Source organism: Haladaptatus sp. DYSN1 (assembly GCF_029489995.1).
In the GTDB taxonomy this organism is placed as follows: Archaea; Halobacteriota; Halobacteria; order Halobacteriales; family Halococcaceae; genus QDMS2.
In genome coordinates this window covers 2,223,424-2,243,967 of sequence record NZ_CP120470.1, presented here as the reverse complement: position 1 = coordinate 2,243,967, position 20,544 = coordinate 2,223,424, and the positions used below count along the sequence as shown (strand labels likewise).

The following is a 20,544-nucleotide window of genomic DNA, read 5'->3' as shown; positions in this document are numbered from 1 at the left end:
ATGCGATTCAACGACCCGAGCGTCACGACGACTGCGGACGAATCGCCAGCGGAGTGCCCGTACTGTGGCTCCGACGACACGGTTCGCGACCACCCGAAAGGGCCTGGCCTCTGCCGGTCGATGCACTACTGCAACGGCTGTGACCAGCCGTTCGAGAAGTTCGGGTAGTCGGTCCCCAGAACGCGCCTTTTAACCCCAACCCACTCGCTACCGACAGGTATGACCGAAAACGGATGGTTCGTCGGCGTCGATTCCGACGACACCGCCGAGGCCGTCGCGCACATTCGCGAGGGGTCGGCCGACGCTCCCGCCGACTGGCCCGCGCAGGCCGTCGACGCTGGGTTCGCCGCGGACGAGGAGTCGTATTACGAGCGACTCCACGCGGTGACCGTCGAGGCGGCCCGCCAGGAAGTCGTCGAGAAGGAGCGCGCGACGGACAAGCAGTTGATTCACGCCGTTCGCGCGATGGACGACGCCCGTCGCATGGCGAACGAACTGGCCGAACGCGTCGCGGAGTGGGCGGGAAGCCGTTTCGCCGACGCCGGCACGGGCGTGGAGTCCGCCCGGAAACTCGCCGAACGGGAACCCAAAGACGCCGCAGACGAGCGCCTCATCGCGCTCGCCACCCGGTGTGCGGAACTCGACGACGAGGCCAACGCACTCAAGGAGTTCGTCGAAGAGACGACGCCCCTCGTCGCACCGAACCTCTCGAACCTCGCAGAGCCGGTTCTCGCGGCGCGACTCATCGCGCTCGCCGGTGGCCTCGACACGCTCGCGAAGAAGCCAAGTGGGACGGTGCAGGTCCTTGGCGCGGAGGACGCCCTCTTTGCCCACCTGAAGGGGCAGGCATCGTCGCCGAAACACGGTATCATCTTCATGCACCCGGCGATTCGACACACCCGCCGAGAGGACCGCGGGTCTGCGGCCCGCGCCCTCGCAGGGAAACTCACCATCGCCGCGCGCATCGACCACTACGCGGGTGACCTGCGCCCCGAATTGAAAGACGAATTGGACGAACGTATCGCGACTATCCAGGCACGGGGTGAGAACTGATGTTGCCGGCTGGTGTCGAGCGGCGCACCTTCGACGGCAAAGAACGCCTCGCGACGAAGGGGCAATCCGTGTACGGCGAACCCGTCTCCGAGGGGTGGCGACTCTGGGATGTGAACCGCTCGAAACTCGGTGCGATGCTCGAAACGGAGATGGACGTCGGCCTCTCGGGCGGCGAGAAAGTGCTGTACCTCGGTGCGGCAAGTGGGACCACCGTGAGCCACGTCGCGGACTTTTCTGGTCCCACATACGCCGTGGAGTTCGCCCCGCGCCCGGTCCGTGACCTGGTGGGTGTGGCGCGTGACCGCCCGAACCTGTTCCCGCTGCTCAAAGACGCCCGGAAACCCGAAACCTACGCCCACGTCGTCGAATCGAAGCTGGACGTACTCGTCCAGGACGTGGCCACCCGCGGGCAGGCAACCGTGGCCGTCCGCAACCGTCAGTTCCTCGCGGACGATGGACGCGCGCTCATCGCCATCAAGGCCCGCAGTGAGGACGTAACTCGCGACCCAGACGTCGTGTTCGAGGACGTGCTCGCTGAGCTGGAGGAGGGCTACGATATCGTCGAAACGGCCCGACTCGAACCGTTCCACGCGGACCACCTCGGCGTGGTTGCGACACCGAAGTGAGCGACTGGTCAATTCCCATACCTTTCGATACAGTTGGGTAACACCTGTGCGGGAAGCCAGAACTGTTTAAGTTCCGGCGGACGTACCGCGGACAAGATGGATACGGGCTCTGCCGAGAATTTCACCCGAACCGGGACACTCGGAATCGAAGAGGAGTTTTTCGTCGTCGATGACGTAGGCCGGCCGACGTCGGGGACGGACGAACTCGTCTACGAATCTGACCCTCCCGAACTGCTGGCTGGTCGCATCGACCACGAACTGTTCAAGTGCGTCGTAGAGACGCAGACGCCGGTCATCGAACGACTTTCTGCGGCCCGCGAGCAGCTGCTCGCAATCCGTGAGGCGCTTCTGTCCCACGCCGAAACCCACGGTTTTGGCATCGCCGCGGCGGGCCTCCACCCGGCGGCAAAATGGCGCGAACTCGAACACGCCGAGAAATCGCGCTACAAGGCGCAACTCGACCGGATTCAGTACCCGCAGCACCGCAACACGACGGCTGGCTTGCACGTCCACATCGGCGTCGACGATGCGGACAAGGCGGTCTGGATTGCGAACGAGATTCGCTGGTATCTCCCCGTGATGCTCGCACTCTCCGCGAACTCGCCGTTCTGGAACGGGTTCGACACCGGCCTCGCCTCCGCACGGGCGAAGATTTTCGAAAACCTCCCCAACACCGGGATGCCGACCGACTTCGACTCCTACGAGGACTTCCTCTCGTTCGAACACATGATGGTCACGCAAGGGTCGATAAACGACCGCGGTGAACTCTGGTACGACGTTCGCCCCCACACCGAGTACGGCACACTCGAAGTTAGAACGCCGGACGGACAGACCGACCCGGAGCGCGTCATGGCGTTCGTCGAGTACACGGCGGCGCTGGTCGAGGACCTCGGCGCGCGCTACGACGACGGCGAGGAAGGCTATCGCCACCGGCGGGAACTCTTAGACGAGAACAAGTGGCGGGCGATGCGCTACGGCCACGACGCCTCGTTCATCGACCTCGACAGACAAGGGACGAGCACCCTCGGCGAAATCGTCGACGAAGAGTGTGAGAGACTCGGCATCTCCGGCATCCGCGAGCTGTACGACGGCGAGAGCGGGGCCGACATGCAGCGCAGACTCCTCGAAGCGGAGGGGCTCCCCGCGCTCTGTGACGCACTTCGACTGTAGCCAAGGGTTTTTACCCGACAGTCTCTTTTCCCCTTCTCAGAGGAGCATGGCTGCTGACGACGCACCAGACAAACCGAAGGAGGGTGAACCAGCGGGTCACAGGGGACCACGGGAGCGACTCGAGCAACACCGGTCGCGACTCGAAGACGAAACCGACCGGGCTGTCGGGCAGTTCGACGACCGCATCGTCGAACTCCTCTCGTGGGTCCTCGACACCGAAACGCGAGCACGCATCTACGTCTATCTGCGCCAGCATCCGTGGGCGACCAGCGAGGAAATCGCCGACGGAACCGGGCTGTATCCGAGCACCGTCCGGGAGGCGCTCGCGGAACTCCATACCGAAGAAGTGCTCGAACGCCGGAAACGCAAGAGTTCGGGCGCGGGGAACAACCCATATGAGTACACGGCGATGCCGCCGAGCGAACTCGTCACCGCGCTCGCAGAGCAGGTGCAGGACGAACTCAATACGGTGTTCAACCTCGACTGCTATCTCGGCAGGCGCGACCCGAAGACGGCGACCGAACCCGTGACGATCACCGTCGAGGAAGAGGCGGACGAATAACCGGTCTGTGCGCGTCGGTTTTCTGATTGTTCATCGATTCATTGAGTCGAAGCCACTAAGCCAGCGGCGGTAGTTGGGTGGGGTATGAAAGTCGCGCTGGGCGGGACGTTCGACCCGGTCCATGATGGGCATCGAGAACTGCTCAAACGGGCCTTCGAACTCGGGGACGTGACAGTTGGCCTCACGAGTGACGAACTTGCGCCGAAGACGCGCAAGGAGGACCGCTACGTCAGACCGTACGACGAGCGCAAGGCGGACCTCGAAAAAGAACTCGAACAGTTCGCCGCCGAGTACGACCGCGAGTGGGAAATTCGGACGCTCACCGAGCCGACTGGCATCGCCACCGAACCGCAGTTCGACGTGCTCGTCGTCTCCACCGAGACTCAGCGCGGAGGCGAACTCGTAAACGAAATCCGCGAAGAGCGCGGCCTCGAACCGCTCCGAATCGAGGTTGTAGACCGCGTCTACGCGAAAGACGAGGACGTGATTTCGAGTACGCGCATCGTCCGTGGCGAAATCGACGAACACGGGAACCTCACGCCCGAACGCGAGGGGCGACCCGCAGAACGAGAGCAGTAAGTTACCAGCCCGGCGGCCGCAGGCCCGCGGTCTCCAACAACTCCTTCCAGCGCTGTTGAATCGTCAGACGAGCGACGCCGACGGCCTCAGCGACGTCACCCTGTGAGCGTTCGTCACCGGCGATGAGTGCCCCGGCGTAGAGACTCGCCGCGACGGCCGCGCGCTTCGAGCGTTCCTTTTCGGGGACCGTCGAGAGAAAGAGGTCCGCCGCCCGAGAGCGCGCTTCGGTTCCGAGCGACAGTCGGTCTGCCGCCTGTTCGAGTTGCGCGAGCCACTCTTCGTTTTCCACCTGGTCGCCGGCCCGATACACGAACTGCGATTCGGCGTGATAGGATATAAGCCCTCGCCACCCGAGAGCGACAGGTATTTTGTTTAATGCGGGAAATCGGTAGACGCGCGTGGGTAGCCAAGCCAGGAAACGGCGCAGCGCTTAGGACGCTGTCTCGTAGGAGTCCGCCGGTTCAAATCCGGTCCCACGCATTCCAAGGACCTCGCTGTCTCTCGGTTTTTCGCCCTGCACATCGACTATGTCAGGGAACCTAACGAACTCCAGCGACAATAGAATAGACGCCGATTTAGACCCCGGTAGACACATCGTGATTGTCCCATCTGATAACGAAAATCAACTCTCAAAGAAGCAGTACGTGGACTATCACAGCTACCGAGAACAGTTCTTGAAGTGGCTTCTCCACATTGGAAAGAACCCCGAGAAGGCACTCGGATACTCTGCATATACGGTCTACGAATCCGGCTACAGGGCTGCTGCGTTCGATCGATGGGTGTGGAACACCCATGATGAGTATCGGATCCCTCCTTCGCACGAGGACGCAGACGGCTATCTACAAGAAGTGGCCTACAGTGACCGTGCCCAAGCTAGCAAAGGAAAAATCGAAGAGATGCTGAAGCGGTACTTCCGATGGCTTGCCCACAAGTACGGAAAAGACGAGTGGGAAGCGCAGTTTTCCTTCCAGAGTAGTGGTGATGGGCAGCCTCGGGACTTCTTGACCATCGATGAGAGGCGGAAGATACGGCAGGCGTCACTCGAACACGGGAGTATTCCGACCTACAACACACTATCTCCACAGAAGCGTAGCGAGTGGAAAGGCTATGTCGCCCAAACACTAGGGAAACCAGTTGACAAAGTAACACCTGAAGATTGGAATAGGGTTGAGGGATGGAAAATTACGTCGATGGTCTGGGCCAGTCTTGACGCCGGTCTCCGACCGGTTGAAGTCCAACGTGCCCAAACGACGTGGGTAGACATCGAAAATGGGATTCTACGAATACCTAAGGAAGAGTCGAGTAAGAACCGAGATAACTGGCGTGTCAGCATCACCGACCGAACCGCAAAGTCACTCGAACGGTGGATGAATGAACGGTCGAATTACGACCGATACGAAGATACTGAGACTCTTTGGCTGACGACACACGACAATCCCTACGGGTCGAAGAGTTTGGGTCGGCTTTTACGAAAACTCTGCAAGAGGGCCGGAATACGGACCGACAATCGCCAGCTGTCCTGGTATGCGATACGGCATAGTGTAGGGACTTATATGACTCATGAACGAGATCTCGCAGCCACTAAAGCCCAACTTCGTCATAAGTCGGTTAAGACTACGATGAAGTACGATGCTGTACCCGTAGAAGACCGTCGGGAGGCATTAGACCGTATGGGGTAACCTCTGTACTATTCTCTGTTATTCAGCTGAGTAGCATTTTTATTAAGCATGGATGGTTGAAAGAGGTTGCAGAGGAAATCGTGGACAGTAATTGCAAACCTTGCAGAGAATATTGATTCAGAAGAGTAACGGTAATTCATACGTGGAAAATAAAACAGACAAATGATTAATCGACTGACTTTCGGTCGGAATGTCTCTTTCGCCGCTGAATTCGCAGTTGCGACAATACCTCTTCTCTTTGCATCCACACTTCAGACACCTCTTCGGCTATTTGTCGGCTTGGATGAACAAATAATAACCACCATCGCAATTCTCACTTCAATCTTTAGTTTTGGTATGTCACTTCTTGTACTCACGAAGGTTGGCCAATCCACCTACTCGCCAAAACTCCATGAACAAGGATTCATATTTACTTCTGGAGTGCTGTATTTTTTGTTTTCGATATTGATAACATATCTCGGTTATTTATTACTAATATATCCATATTCTGGGCAAATTATTCCCGAAACCAACGATATTTTCGCAGGAATAGTAATCAGCTCACTATATTTGATAGCCCTATCTGGAGTTAATGTCCTTACTGTTTGGTCACTTGAGAGAAGAAGAAGAAAAGGCGAAATGGTCTCTGAATTCCTCCGAGTGACAGAGAACCTCCGAGAAGCCGACCTAGCTGAAGCTCGCGAACTAGGGGACCGCACACTTATCGTGGGTAGAAAGATTGAGGAAGAATTGAGAAAAGAGCCAATGAATGATACAATCGGACTTCATACCACACTCAAACAGTGGCTGGATGATTTCCAGCAATTTACTGCTTCAGACCAACGAAAAATGGTAGGATGGACTTCTGAGAGTTACGGGAACCGTAGTAAACACTGGAACTCCTACTACACTAAATATACGGATATTCACAAGGAATTAAGTAAACTGGAAATGTCATCGTAGGTTAAGACATGAAATGCCTACTGCACCGACGTTAGACAAGGTCGAATCCCGTTCTGACTATTCATTTCACAGGGAGAGTGTACTCTTAGTCAGTGAAACGAACCGTTGCTTTGGTTATGAACTGACGGATTTACTCGAAGATGTTTTAGGAGATGCATCTGGATATGAGGAATTCTTCGCCTATACCCCACATAGTCACGGATTTGACCTTTTAGACGAAGCAAACGCTGAGGACAAAATCGTGTCCTTGGAGAATAGTATGTGGCTGGTCGAGGCCAACTGCTTTTCTCGTGATTCACTCAGACTACGCAGTTTTATTCAAAACAAAGTCCCTCCAGAAGCCGAAATTGTTGTTTGGAAAAATCATGAAATTGACCTCGGTGTTGACTTGGAGGACATAGCTAGCATTTCTCACAAGATATTCGTCACCAAAAGTGAACAGAGTCTTAAGACATCTATACGTAGCTATTTTACTAGAGACTGCCATCCTCGTCGATCCAAGCATTGTGTGGACTGGAAAATATCAGCAAGAACTCAACAAGAGACAATAATATGATACACGCTTGGAGGGCAATACAGCGGGTAGGGGAAGACCTTGGTTTATCTGGAGACGTCTTCGATGCCTATCTCAAAGTTACTTCTGAAGTACACGACGAAATGTTGGACGAGTATGAAGAAGAATACGACTTAGATAGTGAATACTTTGACTTCCTCAATAACGAAGTTCTAAGCAACGAACGGGTCCTGGCCATTATTTCAGAAACAAACGTTTCAGATGAACGGTTATCCAAAATGAGGGGGGCAGAGTTTGACATCGAGAGTTCCTTCCGAGAATCTTGGAAAATCAAAAACAAACTGGATGAGGTTGTTGACCTGGTTATGCTTCTCAAGCTGATTGCTGACTACCAATCACGAACTGGTGAGAATAGTGTTTCCCGAGACCGTATTCAGTACCTCACTTACCTCACAAATGATGTTCTCTCCGGTAGAGAGGACCATTCTATCAAACCACAAAAAACAACCTTGGGAATGTTGGAACGCACTGGTTATCGGTATACATTCAGAAAACGAGACTCAACGGTCCATTCCAGTAGACTGTCACAAGATCGAAACAGACTCATCGCATCAAAAATATTTGATGAGCGCGTTGACGAGTCTATTGACCCAAATGTACAGCAACCATTCAATTTGTCATTGGGTTTTTCGGGTGAGTTCATCGCGACCCGTTATCGCGACAATCTAAATAAAATTGATACAGCTGAGAGCGTTCTATTACGCGAGTGGGCACTCTGTCAGAAGAGGGTACTGCAGAAATGGAGTGGAGAACCAATCAGTGAGCTGGAAAGCCGGGTCAAAAGTATGAATTCATTTGATGAAAACAGGAACGGTAGCGTGTTACTCACAGGACGAACCCGTATCTTTAGCCTCGACAGTGAAGGACTGGTAATGGACGTATTCAACGGAGTGAAACGGGCAAATGCCTGAGCTAGAACCTATCGCAGATATCCATGACCGGATTGAGAACGAGAAGATCTTCCCAGAGGACGTCAAAGAGGAATTCAAACAGTTTGTCTCCAATAACTATTATGACGTGGAATTTGGGGCTGGCTCTGTAAATCTCGACAATTTCTTGGTGAAAGGATTCAATAATCTCTCCGAAGCAGAGGTCAATTTTGGTGGGAGCGACTATATTGTATATGGTAAGAACGCCCTAGGAAAGACGACTCTCATTAGAGCGATCCAGTACAATCTCATGGGTCTTCCAGTCGACAAACAGAAGCACGGGATGACTGGAATCATTCAGACCGGTAAAAAGCGACTATTCACGCAGGGTGATTGGTGGATTGGAAAAAACCGTACCCAGATTCAGAGGGAACTGTATCGAGAGGGTCGAGGGGGGGCACTTCACGGAGAAGAAAAACCAGTTGTAATAGAGGATATCGACAACTCAACTGTCCCTGAAGATCGCCACGACCAACCCGAGACTGTTTTCAATAAAGTCGGGATTTCTCCTCTATATAACAGGGATTACGACGTGTACGATTTCATGTCTTTGTTCTTTCTAATGTCACGTGACTTTTTGAATTTCATAAACTGGAAGGGCAATTCAACAGAAGTCATCGACATCCTGTTTGGTATATATCTCACAAATGTCTCGAATGCGGTTGATAATCGTATGGATAAGTTGGGTGATATCGGAGACTCTATGGAGGATGCTAACTGGAAATCTGAAGAATACAAGAAAAAACTAAAAAATCGTCGCGAGGATTTTAAAGAACTGGAAAAAAGTCGTGAAGCGATTGCCTCTATAATTGCAGATAAGAGAGAGAATTTGGAGTCGTTACGAAATAGTGGTGATTCTGAAGAGCGCCTCAATCGACTTCGTTCTAGGCAAAGTTCTCTAAAGTCAAAGTTGGCCGACCTAAAAAGTCAACGTACAGAACTAGTATCCGACCTCGCAGCGGCCCGTCGAGTAATAGAACGATACGAAGACAATGAACTGACTGGCGACCTCAAAGAAATTGCAGACGAGTTGCACGATCTGCTGTCCGTTCCTGACCGCTGTCCTGTCTGCATGAATGACGTCGATGCAAACCAAAGACGCCAGTTGAAGAATGAACACAGCTGTCCTCTTTGCAGCAAAGAAATGCCTGAGGACAGGATTGAAAAGGAAAAGGAGTACCAGACCCCTAAATCCCTCTCTGAGCGGCGTGAACAACAACAACAAGAACTCGAAGAACTCCTTGAGGAGGAGGCAGAACTAGAAGCCCGTATTTCGCGACTTGACTCGAGGATTTCATCAGCTGAGACAGACATCAAAGAAGTAGAACAACGTCTTGAAGAAAGTGATTTAGACAAAGAGATTGAGCGGCGCGAAGAGTTAGAGTCGGAAATCCGGACTCTTCGAGAAAAGGCTGTTAATTTGGATGTAAAGCTTGACACTACCCGTATAGAGATTACCGAACTGGAGTGGGAGGTGAAAGCTCAAGAATATCTTAAGGAGATGAAGGATAATCGTAAAGACAGAAGTTCTTATTTAAGCCGTCTCTCGGGTATTGTCGACTCCGAACGGAAGAATCAACGAAGAAAACTTCAGATGCAGTTAGACGAACAAATGGAATATTTAATTGAAAATTGTCTTACTGAGGGATTCTTTTCAGAAGTCACTTCAGTATCATTTGACGGTCCCGAAAACTACCATTTCACAGTCCACACTCCGACTCGAAGATACAAATCATCACAAGCTGAAAAAGAATCCGCAGAGGCAACTCTACAGTCACTCATCTTCCACACTGCAGTATTAAGACACCTGTCCAAGTCACAAAACGAAAGTTTTCCTTTCAGATTGTTCGTAATCGACTCACCTCTCTCAAACGACATGGACTCCGGGAACGAGAGTGACGTCCTCTCTATTCTTTCGTTTTTACCGGAATATCTCGACGAGTATCAAACGATAGTTACTATGGCTAAGCCCGAAAAAGAAACTATGACAATGCTAGAGAATTCTGGACACACTCTACTAAACTTCAATGCAATTTGAGAAGTGCCCCTGGCGAAGAAATAGGTCCATTGACGAGGGAATAGTGCGGACTGATGAGACACTGGACAGACTCTCCCCCAATAAGGGATATCTAAAATAGCATCTCCAATTTTACTAGGATTGCCCGACCTCCCAAAACGGACCGGTCCATCGACGCCGAGAGGTAGCATGCCGACCGAGTTAGGCCGATAGGATTCACCAAGGTCATCTCCCTGCTTTACATCTCCCTCCCCCTGACCCTTATACACCAGGTAGGAGTTCTCATCTCGGCTGTAAATCAAGAGAAGATGAGGGAACAGGGTCCTCGGGGATATAGTTGCCCCACACTTAGCACAATATCTACTACTCCGTCAGTCATCCACGCCAAGGCGGGTTTGTTATCGTGTGTCCACCGTAATCCAAGCGTGTCGTTTCAGGGCCGTGCATGATGCAAGGATTTCCCGTTTAACTTGAACCCATTCATATATTCAAGTACCGAGCCTCTTTCGAGGGTATTCTCGGGCGACAAATTGCGCCCTCTCAAGACGCACCTACGTACCCTTCCATGGATACGGTTTTGTTCAGTTCAATCACGGCCTAGGATTGCCGAGGTGGAACTGTGAAACGGCCTTAACCCGGCGACGCCCCACAGATGCTTATTGGATAAAAATTAGACTGTGTGGACTTAAACTCCATGTAGATAATATTGACAAAAATCCCCGAGGAGGGGGACATCGCCGGGTTAAAGCGCATTTGGAAAATCATACTTACCGCTAATAACTTTATCCCATGAAGGGTATTACTGATTCTGGCACCCCTCTGAATTGGTCTGAATCTCTGGACCAACCGTATCTTGAATATCCGTAAATTATGGGTGCAACAAAACCCCCCCTCACCAGGGTATTCAATAGGGCTATCAGCGAATTGCTTTGATTTGCGGATGGGTGACTACATGGTTATTGTATCCAAGGTACTCTGGCCCCACTTGGTGTTCATCTTCGACTATTAATTCGCGTCCATTGATTTCGGAATCGTAGAAGTGAGTGATTTCCATGGAGCTTGAGTCAATTGATATCATTCTATTCTCGAAATCGATATGATGATTTGGACAGACAACAACCACGTTCTCTGGGATGTCTGGACTATCCTCTCCAAGAGGCATTAAATAATGTACCTCGGAATAACCGTTTTGAGGGCCTTGAAGACGTTTCTCTCCGAGAAAACCACCCACTCGCTCCCCCGACTGGAGGGCGAGGTCTCACTCGGTGACTCCTCCGGCGACCGGTACGAGTGTCCCCCCAAGGCAGTCGAGAAAAGAGACTTGGTGGGGCTCTAACAATTCGAAAACTCAGAACAGCCACAAAGCTTCGAGATGACTGGTGCGCAGTTCGCCGACCTCCGCGGGTTTTTTCGTGATGCGTTCTAGACTGTGGGAGTCCCAACTTCATCCGATGCGACCGTGGAACCTCGCCGTAGCGCTTGAGCGTACCTCGATGAAGTCCGAATGCGTCTCATAGCGCTCTTCGTTGCGAATCATGTGTTTCATCAAGCAGTGGACGGTGGGGTTAGTGCGTAGACTCACGATTTCTTGGTGCGGTTGCCCATGTCGCCCTCTCGGCCACCACCCCATAACGGTAAGTTAGGAGATACTTCTCTTATTATGCGAACGCGCATCCACAGCGTCGCGGGTGTTATAGTGCATCCAGATTCACACGAGTGTTAGTGTTTTGTTGGCTTCGTGTTCTAGTCGTCGGGAATTTAGGCGGGCCAGATCCCAGTGTGCGGTGGTGAGTGGAGGTTTGAGGTATTCGTGGATGGTGGGGTCGAGGCGTTCGATTTTTTCGCTGTATTTCGCTGGCGTCAACTCTCGGAAGGTGAAGCGGTTGTCGAACGCCACGATGCGTCCGTCTGATTCTGGGCGGCGGAAGACGATTCCCGACTCAATCGTGGGTGGGCCATCTTCGCGCTTTTTGAGTTCGGGGGGGATTTCCCATGGTTCTGCTAGTTGGGCGGCATCGTAGAGGAGGGCGTTGTCGAACACGTGGGTCGCGGTGTAGTCGGTGGCGGCGAAACAGAGGATGTAGCTGACCCAGTGTTTGTCTTCGAGGCGGTATTCGGGGTTATTCGAGAAGAAGTGTTTTCGCATCTTGTTGAACTGGCGGATGATGTCTTGTGCCCCGTGGGCTTCTTCGATGGCGAGGTCTGATTTGATTTCGATGACGCGGCACCATTCTTTGCCGCTCTTGCTTTCTCCATTGACGACGAGGTCTGCGTATCCTTGGTTCTGGTATTCGCCAAAGTGGACTTCGGGGTCGAACCAAACGGTTTCGTGAGCTTGCCCACCGATAATTGATTTGGCGATGCTGGACTCTGGGAGTTTGTATGCCATTACCACGTACTAATGGAGGCAGAGAATATAAACATGTCACATAATATACCATTGGTTGCTGTAGTAATAACGGTTTCTCTGGGACAACGTCCTCGGGTATTGGTTCACTCCTCTTCTGCCTTATAACCACTATAGTCGCTTTTCCGCCACATTGTCGAACCATTCATATGAATCGAGTGGCGTCGGTTGGCACCCATTCAGCACGGGCGAGCGCATCCGCGATGTGTTCGTAGAAAGATGGATTTTTCTCACGGACAAAGTCCGCGTATTCGCTCGGTGTTAGAGACAAGCACGAGAAGTCCTTGTTGAACACGGGAACTGGGTTTCCCACGCTCGCCGGGTGGCGAAAATTGACTGCACTAGTGAGCGTGAGAGGCAGTTTGCTGTGGGGAGAGAGTCGCTTTCGGGGAACCGGGGTGGGGTCTAACTGTTGGGCAGCGCGATAGAGGGCAAGGTTATCGAACACGTGAGAGGCCACAGTATTGGTCGCGTAAAAACTGAGTTCGTTTCGGATGTGGCTGAGTCTAGCGGGCGAATATCGAGGGTTCTTTTGGAGGAAGAACTGGCGCATTTTGTTGAACTGGCCAATGATGTCTTGGGGGCCAGTGGCGCGTTGAATTGCGTTCTCGGATTTGAACTCCATGAGGGTGAGCGTTCTCCCGGATTTGACAACGAGGTCTACGCGGCCTCGATTGCCGTAATAGTTGTAGTGGGATTCGAGTTCGAATTCGAATTTGGGGTGTTCGTAGGTGGTGATGAATGCATTGGCGATGTGGTGTTCTGCCGTGGAATTCGACGCCATACCACGCTGGAATGCCGTAGTCTGAGATAACCCTCTGGCGAGCGGAGTGAAAGTGTGACCATGAACACGTCGCCCAAACTATATCACTCACTGGTGTGGTAAAAACAGATTCTCCAAAACAGCGCGACAGGACGGGTTCACCCGTCAGGGACGATATGCCTCAAGTATCATCCTACGCACTTCACTCGTGGAATTCTCTCCCCATGATTACCATTTCGTCTACGATAGCCACGACAGAATCGTTCGTCGCAATGCGAACAGTCTCTTTGAAGTCAGGGACGATTAGGTCGTCCCAATCCACGAACGAGTGCATCTTCGTGTATTTTTCTCTTTCATTGTCCGCCATCTCGAAGTCTGATTTCAAATCTTCTAAATGATACTTGATTCCGAGAGCGATTAATTCGTAGTCCTGCGCAGAGTCTAATACCCTGCGAGCGCTCTCAAGGTAGGCATCTTGCCATTGAACGATAGCCTCGATTCTTGAGTTGTAACCAGTCTCGCCGATATCAAGGACGTAGTTGTGAGCGGTTTTGTACCCACCTGGGGGAATTTCAAGTTTTCTCCACCCGGTGGAATCGGGCTTGTATTTGCGAGTTTCGAGGTGAGAGGCGAGATGATGAATTCTTGTCCGGCATTGTGAATCGGTTGCATCAACCTCTCCCGATTCGATCCGTCGGATTGTTGATGGGTGACACCCGATACTCTCCGCTAACCCGTTTGGCCCACCGCATTCCCTGTATAGGCTTTTTACTGTCTCAGGATAATCGATTTCCACTTCCATATACAACACATGTACGTGTAGATATTAGTTTTATTAGGTAACACGACTCCAATCGTGGGTCGATGACTGCGGTCCCGGTAGCGTCCGTGACGAGCTTATGCCTGAAAACGTATTATATCTGTCATGTATCGAAGAACTGCCTTGAGGGCGCTTGGAACTGCTGTTCTCGCCGCTCTCGCCGGATGCACGACGTACTCACTGGTCCACAATTTGTGTCGTAGGTTGAATCACTCTCCGAGAGAATCACCATTTAATGGGTCGAGTTCGCGACGGTGTATAAATACTTTAAAAGCAAGTTAGCAGTTAGTCCATCATTTTTGTATGGAGTTTTGCCAACTCTAAATAAGTCTACAGAGGGAAGCGCTGTGACGTGGGGGGATTTATAATATTATAACGCGAATTTGAGGGTGAAAGGGCGTCAAACCGGGTTTCAGCGTGGGTAGCCAAGCCAGGAAACGGCGCAGCGCTTAGGACGCTGTCTCGTAGGAGTCCGCCGGTTCAAATCCGGTCCCACGCATTTTCTGTCGCGAACCAAACGGTGAGCGACGAAAATCGTACGGTCGGTTTGAAGCAGGGAGCAACTTGTTGCGACCGAGGTTCAAATCCGGTCCCACGTACTCTTCTGCGCGAGTATCACGAGCGCTAAAAATGGTCTGACCGATTTGAACGTTCGAGCGAAGCGAGAGAAGTTCAAATCCGGTCCGTCTTCGTCAAATCCGGTCTCTCGTTCCAAAAAAAGCGTCCGTCGTCACTCCGTCCGTTTCCCGCCGTCTGCGATGCGTTCTGCGTCCGCGTGCCCGTCGTTGAGTGGTTCTGCGCGATTCGAGTCAGCAATTCGGATGTGTTCTCTCCCGGTTCCATCGACGGCGCGTGCGGCGCGATTTTGCTGGAGTGCGGTGCCGATGCGGATGCCCGCGACGCCGAGGAAGAAGGGGACGAGCACCCACCAGAAGAGGGTCTGTGTGCCCGCGAAAAACCAGACGAGTGCGGCGACCGGCGCGAGAAGGAAAAGGGCGAGCCGGAGGCCCCACCAGGAGGATGCTGTGAGAGGTGTTCGCATTACACGGCATTACGCCGTCTGTATGATAAGTGTTGGGACAGCGCCAACGATTTCGCGGTCACTCCGCGAAGGTGATGCGTTCTCGTGCAGAATCGACCACGACGCGCCCGCCGATTGGTGGTGCGGCGGTCGGATACGTGTGGCCGAATTCGAGGTCGAAGACGATGGGTGCGTCAGGGTTGTATTCTCGGACCGTGTCGATGATGGCTTCGCGCTGGCGGGTTCGGTACGCCTCGCGTTCGTCGGGTGGGTTGGGGTCGAAGACGCTTCTGGCGCGGGCGCGGCCGACGAGTACGGCGGCAAAGCGTTCGAGCAGGCCGCGTTCGCCGAGGCCGAGGAGGAACCACCGGACGTCGAAGTCGCGGGGCAGTTCCTCTGAGGTTTCGAGGCAGAGGACGGTGCCAGAGAGTGCGTCCGGGTCGGGAAGGTAGTGGCTCACCGCGAGCTGGAGGTCCACGATTTCGAGACAGCCACCCCACGTCCGTCCGGAGACGACGGTTTCGGGGCCGTCCCAGTGCCAGCCGTCGCTGTCCTCCCATTCTGGTTCGTAGTCGAGCGTGTCCGGGTCGGCCCAGTCGTGGCCGTCGTCGGTGAACGCGGTGGCGGGTTCGAGTTCGCCGTGTTCCTCCTCGAAGAAGGCGCGTCTGAGATAGCGTTCGGTGTAGTCGGGGTGGCCGCCGTGGACCGCGAGGTCGGTCATGACCATGCCACCGTAGTAGGAGACGAGGCCCGCGTTCCAGAGTGCGAGTTGGAGGTTCGTGTTGTCACTCACGCCGTAGAACCGGGTGGGATGCTCCCGGAGCACGTCGGTGTCGAGGTGTTTGAGGATGCGAATCTGGTCCTCGCCGCCGATGGTGGCGATGACGCCCGCGATGTCCGGGTCGACGAAGGCGTCTTCGACGTCCCGTGCTCGTTCTTCCGGGTGGTCGTAGAGGTACTCGCTCGACTTCGTCGCCGTCGGGAATTCGACGGGTTCGAGGTCGAACGTCTCGCGCAGCGTTTCGAGGCCCTGTTCGTAGACGTGGGGAAACTGGCTGGCGTGACCGCCGGCTGGAGCGACGATGGCGACTCGGTCGCCGGGTTCGAGCGGTGGTGGGACGACGAATTCGTGCATGCGTTGGTTTCACCGAATCGTCTGATAACAGTTATGCACGTTCTGCCGGGAAATCGCACCCGGGCGCCACAAACCTTTTTGTCGGCTTCACGAGTGGATAGAACCAATGAGTGAAATCCGCGACCTTCTGGGACCGATTGTGTCCGAGGTCGACGCTATCTTGCTGTTCTCTCCGAGCGCCTCCTACTACGGGCGCTTCGCAGAGGTTGACGATGTCAAGGTCGTGGTCGTCGCCCCCGAGAACACGGTCTCTGCGACCCAGTTTGTGGAACTTCCACTCGAATTCGATAACGTCGCCTCACGCATTCGCTACGGTATCGAAGGGGCGATCAACAACGACATCATCGACGACGGCGACGACCTGCTCTGTGCGACGAAGATGTTCGACGAGGAAATCGATTCCCTCACGCGGGTCCGCGCGAGTGAGTTCACCCACACCGGCATCTACGACCTCTTCATGAACTCGCGGGCAGAGCCGACTGTCATCCGCGACGTGCTCGAAGTCGCCATCGAACTCGGGAAGAAAGGACAGAAAGGCAAGCCCGTCGGCGCGCTGTTCGTGGTTGGCGACGCGGGCAAGGTGATGAACAAGTCTCGGCCCCTCTCGTACAACCCGTTCGAGAAGTCTCACGTCCACGTCGGCGACCCCATCGTGAACGTCATGCTGAAGGAATTCTCCCGTCTCGACGGGGCGTTCGTCATCTCTGATGCGGGCAAGATTGTCTCAGCCTACCGCTATCTCGAACCGTCTGCGGAGGGCGTCGACATTCCGAAAGGACTCGGGGCGCGGCACATGGCAGCGGCGGCGACCACTCGTGACACCAACGCAATCTGCATCGTGTTGAGCGAGAGCGACGGGCTGGTTCGGGCGTTCAAGGGTGGCGAACTCATCCTCGAACTGGACCCCGAGGAGTACTGAACAATGGTCGACGTCATCTCGCAACTGGAGCAGTTGTTCACCGACGAGTTCAGGTTCTTCTTTGCGCTGTTCGTCTTCGTCGGCGGCCTCCTCCTCGGCTACGTCATCGGGCGGTCGATTCAGCGACTGCTCGTCTCCTCTGGCGTTCCGGATGCGGTGGAGGGGACGCCCTTCGAGCGCACGGCTCGCGGCCTCGGGACGTCGACCGTCTCGCTCATCTCACAACTCACAGCCCTGTTTATCGCCATCCTCGCCACGCTGCTGGCGCTCAGGATTCTCGGTCTCAGCACGGAGTTTTTCTTCGGTCAACTGACGGCGTTCATGCCGCGACTGTTCGTCGCGGCGCTCGCCATCATCCTCGGCCTCATCATTTCTGACAAAGCCGGACTGGTCGTCTCAGAGCGCCTTCGTAGCATCAAACTCCCCGAGGTGAACATCATCCCGCAGATGGTGCGCTACAGCATCATCTACATCGCCGTGCTCATCGCGCTCGGGCAAATCGGCGTCGCCACGGGCGCACTGCTCATCCTGCTCGGGGTGTACGTCTTCGGCGTCGTCTTCCTCGGGGGTATCGCCTTTCGCGACCTGCTCTCGTCGAGTGCGGCGGGCGTGTATCTCCTGCTCAACCAGCCCTACGGCATCGGCGACGAAATCGCAATCGGCGACCGCCGGGGTATCGTTCAGGAGGTGGACGTGTTCGTCACTCACATCGAGAGCGACGGCGAGGAGTACATCATCCCGAACGCCCACGTCTTCGACTCGGGAATCGTCCGAATTCGAACTTAATCGGACACTGATTCTGCAGACATCTCTTTTGCTGGAACGCCCGCCACAGTTGCACCGGCGGGCACGTCTCGCGTGACGAGCGAGTTCGCCGCCACGGAGGCTCCGTCGCCAATCGTGACGCCCGGCAGGACGATGGCTCCCGCGCCAATCATCGCCCGTTCGCCGATGTGGACTTCCCCGGTTCGGTACTCGTCCTGCAGAAACTCGTGGCAAAGAATTGTCGCGTTGTAGCCGATGATGGCGTGGTCACCCACCGTGATGAGGTCAGGCCAGAACACGTCCGGCGTCGATTCGAGGCCCCACGAAACCCCCGTTCCAATCGTCACGCCGAGGCGACGCAGGAGCCAGTTTTTGAGCCGCAGGCTCGGTGAGATTCGCGCGAGGACGATGACGGCGTAGTTGATGGAGACGCGAACGGGGTTGCGGGCGCTGGTCCAGTGGCGAAGCGAGTTCGCCGGCCCGGGCGTCGGGTGGCGCGTGATGCGCTCGTGGCGCGGCGTCGGGGCGTCGTCGGTCACGTCAGTTGGTTCGGCCGTGGAGGATTTGAACCTACTCCCACGCGGCCGACTCCGTTTCGACGATTCGCACGCCCTTCGCCGCGAGGTGACGCATCCGCTGGCGGGCGAAGTCCTCCTCAGAAGTGCCGCGCGTGGCGAGGACGTACATCCGCGAGTTGCCCACCGGGCGCATGGTTCGTCCGGCGCGCTGTGCACCCTGCCGACGCGACCCCCCGAGCCCGGAGGCGGCGATGGCAACCGACGCTTCGGGCAGGTCGATACCCTCGTCACCAATTCGAGAGACGATGAGCGCGTCGCGCGGGCCGGTGTTGAACTGTGAGAAGAGACGACGGCGCTCTGCGTGAGGCGTCTCACCGCTCACGAACGGGATGTTGAGTTCCTCGCTCAACTGCTGGCCCTGTTCGAGATACTCGACGAAAATCAGGGCTTTCTCGCCGGGGTGCTCGTCGAGAATCGACCGTACCTCCTCGATTTTCGCCGGATTCGAGGCGGCAATCATCCGCTTTTCGTGGCCCTCTGCGCTTCCGTATTCGTTCAGGCCGAACTCGTCGATCCACGGCACGTAGCGGATTTCGACCTCCGGTTCGGCCACGTAGCCCGCTTCGAACAGCGCGTTCCAATCGGTGCCGATTGGCGGGCCGATGAGCGTAAAAATCTCCTGTTGTTTGTCGTCTTCGCGGATGGGCGTCGCGGAGAGACCGAGGCGGTGGCGGGTCTGTAAATCCGCACTCCGGCGGTGAATCGGACTCGGGATGTGGTGGACTTCGTCGTAGACGATGAGGCCCCAACGGCGTTCGTCGAACAGTATCCGGTGGCGGTCCATCCCCGCCGTCTGGTAGGTAGCGATGGTGACGGGCCGAATCTCCTTTTTGCCGCCGTGGTACTCGCCGACCTGGTCAGGGTCGAGAGTGGTGTGCAGGAGAATTTCGTCTTTCCACTGGGCGGCGAGTTCTCGACCCGGAACCAGAATCAGCGTCTCGCCCTCGATGGCGGCCATGATACCGAGTGCAGCGACGGTCTTCCCGCTGCCCGGCGGCCCGACGAGGACGCCCGACTTGGCTTCGAGGAAGCGCGTCACCCACGTCTGCTGGTAGTCGCGCAACGGCAGGAGGAGTTCGTGGGGCAGGTCGTCGCCCTCCTCCAGCGTGCGCTCGTCCTGGACGGGGTAGCCCGCCTCGTAGAGAATTCGCTTGACGGAGGCGGTGGCCTCGCTCGCGACCCACGCCTCCTCGTCGGAGATGCGAGCGCGAATCTCGCCGTTCTGGAGTTTCGGCAGCGCGACGTTCCCGAGCAGGTCCGCACTCCCGGCTTCCAACACGACGTACCCGTCATCGTGGGTGTAGAGGCGGAACTTCCGGGCGCGCTCCCACTGGCTTTCGACCCACTCTTCGAGGTGGGGCGAACGTTCCCCGAACGCCTGGCGCATGGTGCGCAGGAGGTCGCCGAGACTCTCGTAGGGGGCCTGCCAGATGTCCTCTTCACGGAGTTTGTAGACGTAGCCACCGGTGCGGTTGGTCTCCACGAGGTGCGAGAACTGCGTGAGCTGCGCCCGGGTGAACTGCGAGGGGTGGTCCACCACGACTTCGCGGCGTTTCGGAAAGAGGACGACTCGCTCGCGATTGGTCGTCTCCTTCCAGTCGCGCGGATACCAGACGATGGGGTCGGTTTCGACGTTCAGTGATTCGACCCGGCCGTCTTTCGTGAGTTGGGAGAGGGCGTTGGTGGCTTCGGCCTGGGAGATACCCAATCGGCGGGCGACTTCACTCGCCGTGACGACGGGTCGGCCTCGGTCTTCGAGGACGTCGTAGAACTCGTCTATGTCGAAGGTTTCGGACAGGTCGTCGTCGGTGGGTTCTGGGGACTCGTCGGCTTCGGGCGAGCCGTCGGGTGCCTCTGAATCAGTCACTGGACTCGTGTAGGGGGTGTGGCGCTAAAAGGAACCGCTCTTACGAGGGTTTGTTCGATTTAGACTACGCGAACGCTGTGACCGCACGACTGCCGGGTCACAATGAATCAGCACGTCTGCCCTCCCCCGGGTCGCGCG

At 55.3% G+C, this 20,544-nt stretch carries 23 protein-coding genes and 2 tRNA genes; 16 read left to right on the top strand and 9 right to left on the bottom strand.

The annotated features are described in order from the left end of the window. The 6 genes from paaE to P0648_RS11995 all read left to right on the top strand — a co-directional run bounded on the left by paaE (position 1) and on the right by P0648_RS11995 (position 3,990). The gene (gene paaE, locus P0648_RS12020) at positions 1-168 is read left to right on the top strand and encodes a 1,2-phenylacetyl-CoA epoxidase subunit PaaE (protein ID WP_276247024.1); all 168 of its coding nucleotides are present in this window, start codon (positions 1-3) and stop codon (positions 166-168) included. A 51-nt stretch (positions 169-219) separates the two neighbouring features. Further along, positions 220-1,053 carry an NOP5/NOP56 family protein gene (locus tag P0648_RS12015; protein ID WP_276247025.1) on the top strand — a complete coding sequence of 278 codons (834 nt, stop codon included), beginning with the start codon at positions 220-222 and terminating at the stop codon, positions 1,051-1,053. Beyond that, positions 1,053-1,679, top strand: a complete 627-nt coding sequence (locus tag P0648_RS12010; protein ID WP_369685659.1) for a fibrillarin-like rRNA/tRNA 2'-O-methyltransferase — start codon at positions 1,053-1,055, stop codon at positions 1,677-1,679. The genes P0648_RS12015 and P0648_RS12010 overlap by 1 nt, the downstream gene beginning before the upstream one ends. A gap of 96 nt (positions 1,680-1,775) precedes the next feature. Continuing rightward, positions 1,776-2,849 (top strand): glutamate--cysteine ligase, encoded by a 1,074-nt coding sequence (locus tag P0648_RS12005; RefSeq protein ID WP_276247026.1) that lies wholly within the window; start codon positions 1,776-1,778, stop codon positions 2,847-2,849. Positions 2,850-2,895: 46 nt separating this feature from the next. Then, positions 2,896-3,411: a winged helix-turn-helix domain-containing protein gene (locus P0648_RS12000; RefSeq protein WP_276247027.1), complete on the top strand. Its 516-nt coding sequence runs from the start codon at positions 2,896-2,898 to the stop codon at positions 3,409-3,411. Positions 3,412-3,495: 84 nt separating this feature from the next. Then, a complete protein-coding gene (locus tag P0648_RS11995) occupies positions 3,496-3,990 on the top strand; it encodes a phosphopantetheine adenylyltransferase (protein WP_276247028.1) in 495 nt (164 codons plus the stop codon). Position 3,991: 1 nt separating this feature from the next. Here the strand turns inward: P0648_RS11995 and P0648_RS11990 are convergent, their stop codons facing one another. Beyond that, on the bottom strand, positions 3,992-4,300 hold the full coding sequence (locus P0648_RS11990) for a transcription initiation factor IIB family protein (protein WP_277504122.1): 309 nt from the start codon (positions 4,298-4,300) through the stop codon (positions 3,992-3,994). An 86-nt stretch (positions 4,301-4,386) separates the two neighbouring features. Between P0648_RS11990 and P0648_RS11985 the strand changes: the two genes are divergently transcribed. From P0648_RS11985 to P0648_RS11960, 6 genes are all read left to right on the top strand, one after another. Next, a tRNA-Leu gene (locus tag P0648_RS11985) sits at positions 4,387-4,470 on the top strand. 47 nt (positions 4,471-4,517) lie between these two features. Further along, positions 4,518-5,669, top strand: a complete 1,152-nt coding sequence (locus tag P0648_RS11980; RefSeq protein ID WP_277504119.1) for a site-specific integrase — start codon at positions 4,518-4,520, stop codon at positions 5,667-5,669. A gap of 162 nt (positions 5,670-5,831) precedes the next feature. Beyond that, positions 5,832-6,611 (top strand): hypothetical protein, encoded by a 780-nt coding sequence (locus P0648_RS11975; protein WP_277504115.1) that lies wholly within the window; start codon positions 5,832-5,834, stop codon positions 6,609-6,611. A gap of 13 nt (positions 6,612-6,624) precedes the next feature. Next, the gene (locus P0648_RS11970; protein ID WP_277504113.1) at positions 6,625-7,167 is read left to right on the top strand and encodes a hypothetical protein; all 543 of its coding nucleotides are present in this window, start codon (positions 6,625-6,627) and stop codon (positions 7,165-7,167) included. Next, positions 7,164-8,096 (top strand): hypothetical protein, encoded by a 933-nt coding sequence (locus P0648_RS11965; protein WP_277504112.1) that lies wholly within the window; start codon positions 7,164-7,166, stop codon positions 8,094-8,096. The genes P0648_RS11970 and P0648_RS11965 overlap by 4 nt, the downstream gene beginning before the upstream one ends. Next, positions 8,089-10,152, top strand: coding sequence for an AAA family ATPase (locus P0648_RS11960; protein ID WP_277504110.1), 2,064 nt, complete (start codon positions 8,089-8,091; stop codon positions 10,150-10,152). The genes P0648_RS11965 and P0648_RS11960 overlap by 8 nt, the downstream gene beginning before the upstream one ends. A gap of 895 nt (positions 10,153-11,047) precedes the next feature. Here the strand turns inward: P0648_RS11960 and P0648_RS11955 are convergent. Beyond that, a complete protein-coding gene (locus P0648_RS11955; protein ID WP_277504109.1) occupies positions 11,048-11,293 on the bottom strand; it encodes an HNH endonuclease in 246 nt (81 codons plus the stop codon). A 6-nt stretch (positions 11,294-11,299) separates the two neighbouring features. On the opposite strand from P0648_RS11955, the gene P0648_RS11950 reads away from it, so the two are divergent. Beyond that, positions 11,300-11,467, top strand: a complete 168-nt coding sequence (locus P0648_RS11950; protein WP_277504108.1) for a hypothetical protein — start codon at positions 11,300-11,302, stop codon at positions 11,465-11,467. A gap of 372 nt (positions 11,468-11,839) precedes the next feature. Here the strand turns inward: P0648_RS11950 and P0648_RS11945 are convergent, their stop codons facing one another. From P0648_RS11945 to P0648_RS11935, 3 genes are all read right to left on the bottom strand, one after another. Further along, positions 11,840-12,520, bottom strand: a complete 681-nt coding sequence (locus P0648_RS11945; protein WP_277504107.1) for a hypothetical protein — start codon at positions 12,518-12,520, stop codon at positions 11,840-11,842. Between the two features lie 163 nt (positions 12,521-12,683). After that, the gene (locus P0648_RS11940; RefSeq protein ID WP_277504106.1) at positions 12,684-13,322 is read right to left on the bottom strand and encodes a hypothetical protein; all 639 of its coding nucleotides are present in this window, start codon (positions 13,320-13,322) and stop codon (positions 12,684-12,686) included. Positions 13,323-13,503: 181 nt separating this feature from the next. Beyond that, a complete protein-coding gene (locus P0648_RS11935) occupies positions 13,504-14,103 on the bottom strand; it encodes a hypothetical protein (RefSeq protein ID WP_277504104.1) in 600 nt (199 codons plus the stop codon). Positions 14,104-14,536: 433 nt separating this feature from the next. On the opposite strand from P0648_RS11935, the gene P0648_RS11930 reads away from it, so the two are divergent. Continuing rightward, positions 14,537-14,620 (top strand) — tRNA-Leu (locus P0648_RS11930). 231 nt (positions 14,621-14,851) lie between these two features. Here P0648_RS11930 and P0648_RS11925 read toward each other — a convergent pair. Both P0648_RS11925 and P0648_RS11920 read right to left on the bottom strand, forming a co-directional pair. Then, positions 14,852-15,163 (bottom strand): hypothetical protein, encoded by a 312-nt coding sequence (locus tag P0648_RS11925; RefSeq protein WP_276247030.1) that lies wholly within the window; start codon positions 15,161-15,163, stop codon positions 14,852-14,854. A 58-nt stretch (positions 15,164-15,221) separates the two neighbouring features. Continuing rightward, on the bottom strand, positions 15,222-16,277 hold the full coding sequence (locus P0648_RS11920) for a S66 peptidase family protein (protein WP_276274844.1): 1,056 nt from the start codon (positions 16,275-16,277) through the stop codon (positions 15,222-15,224). A gap of 106 nt (positions 16,278-16,383) precedes the next feature. Here P0648_RS11920 and dacZ point away from each other — a divergent pair, with 106 nt between their 5' ends. Both dacZ and P0648_RS11910 read left to right on the top strand, forming a co-directional pair. After that, a complete protein-coding gene (gene dacZ, locus P0648_RS11915) occupies positions 16,384-17,196 on the top strand; it encodes a diadenylate cyclase DacZ (protein WP_276247032.1) in 813 nt (270 codons plus the stop codon). A 3-nt stretch (positions 17,197-17,199) separates the two neighbouring features. Beyond that, positions 17,200-17,982, top strand: coding sequence for a mechanosensitive ion channel domain-containing protein (locus tag P0648_RS11910; protein WP_276274845.1), 783 nt, complete (start codon positions 17,200-17,202; stop codon positions 17,980-17,982). Here the strand turns inward: P0648_RS11910 and P0648_RS11905 are convergent. Both P0648_RS11905 and P0648_RS11900 read right to left on the bottom strand, forming a co-directional pair. Then, positions 17,979-18,500, bottom strand: coding sequence for a DapH/DapD/GlmU-related protein (locus tag P0648_RS11905; RefSeq protein ID WP_277504102.1), 522 nt, complete (start codon positions 18,498-18,500; stop codon positions 17,979-17,981). The two genes, P0648_RS11910 and P0648_RS11905, sit on opposite strands and share 4 nt — an antisense overlap. A gap of 31 nt (positions 18,501-18,531) precedes the next feature. Continuing rightward, positions 18,532-20,337, bottom strand: coding sequence for a DEAD/DEAH box helicase (locus P0648_RS11900; protein WP_277505877.1), 1,806 nt, complete (start codon positions 20,335-20,337; stop codon positions 18,532-18,534). Positions 20,338-20,544: the final 207 nt, after the last annotated feature.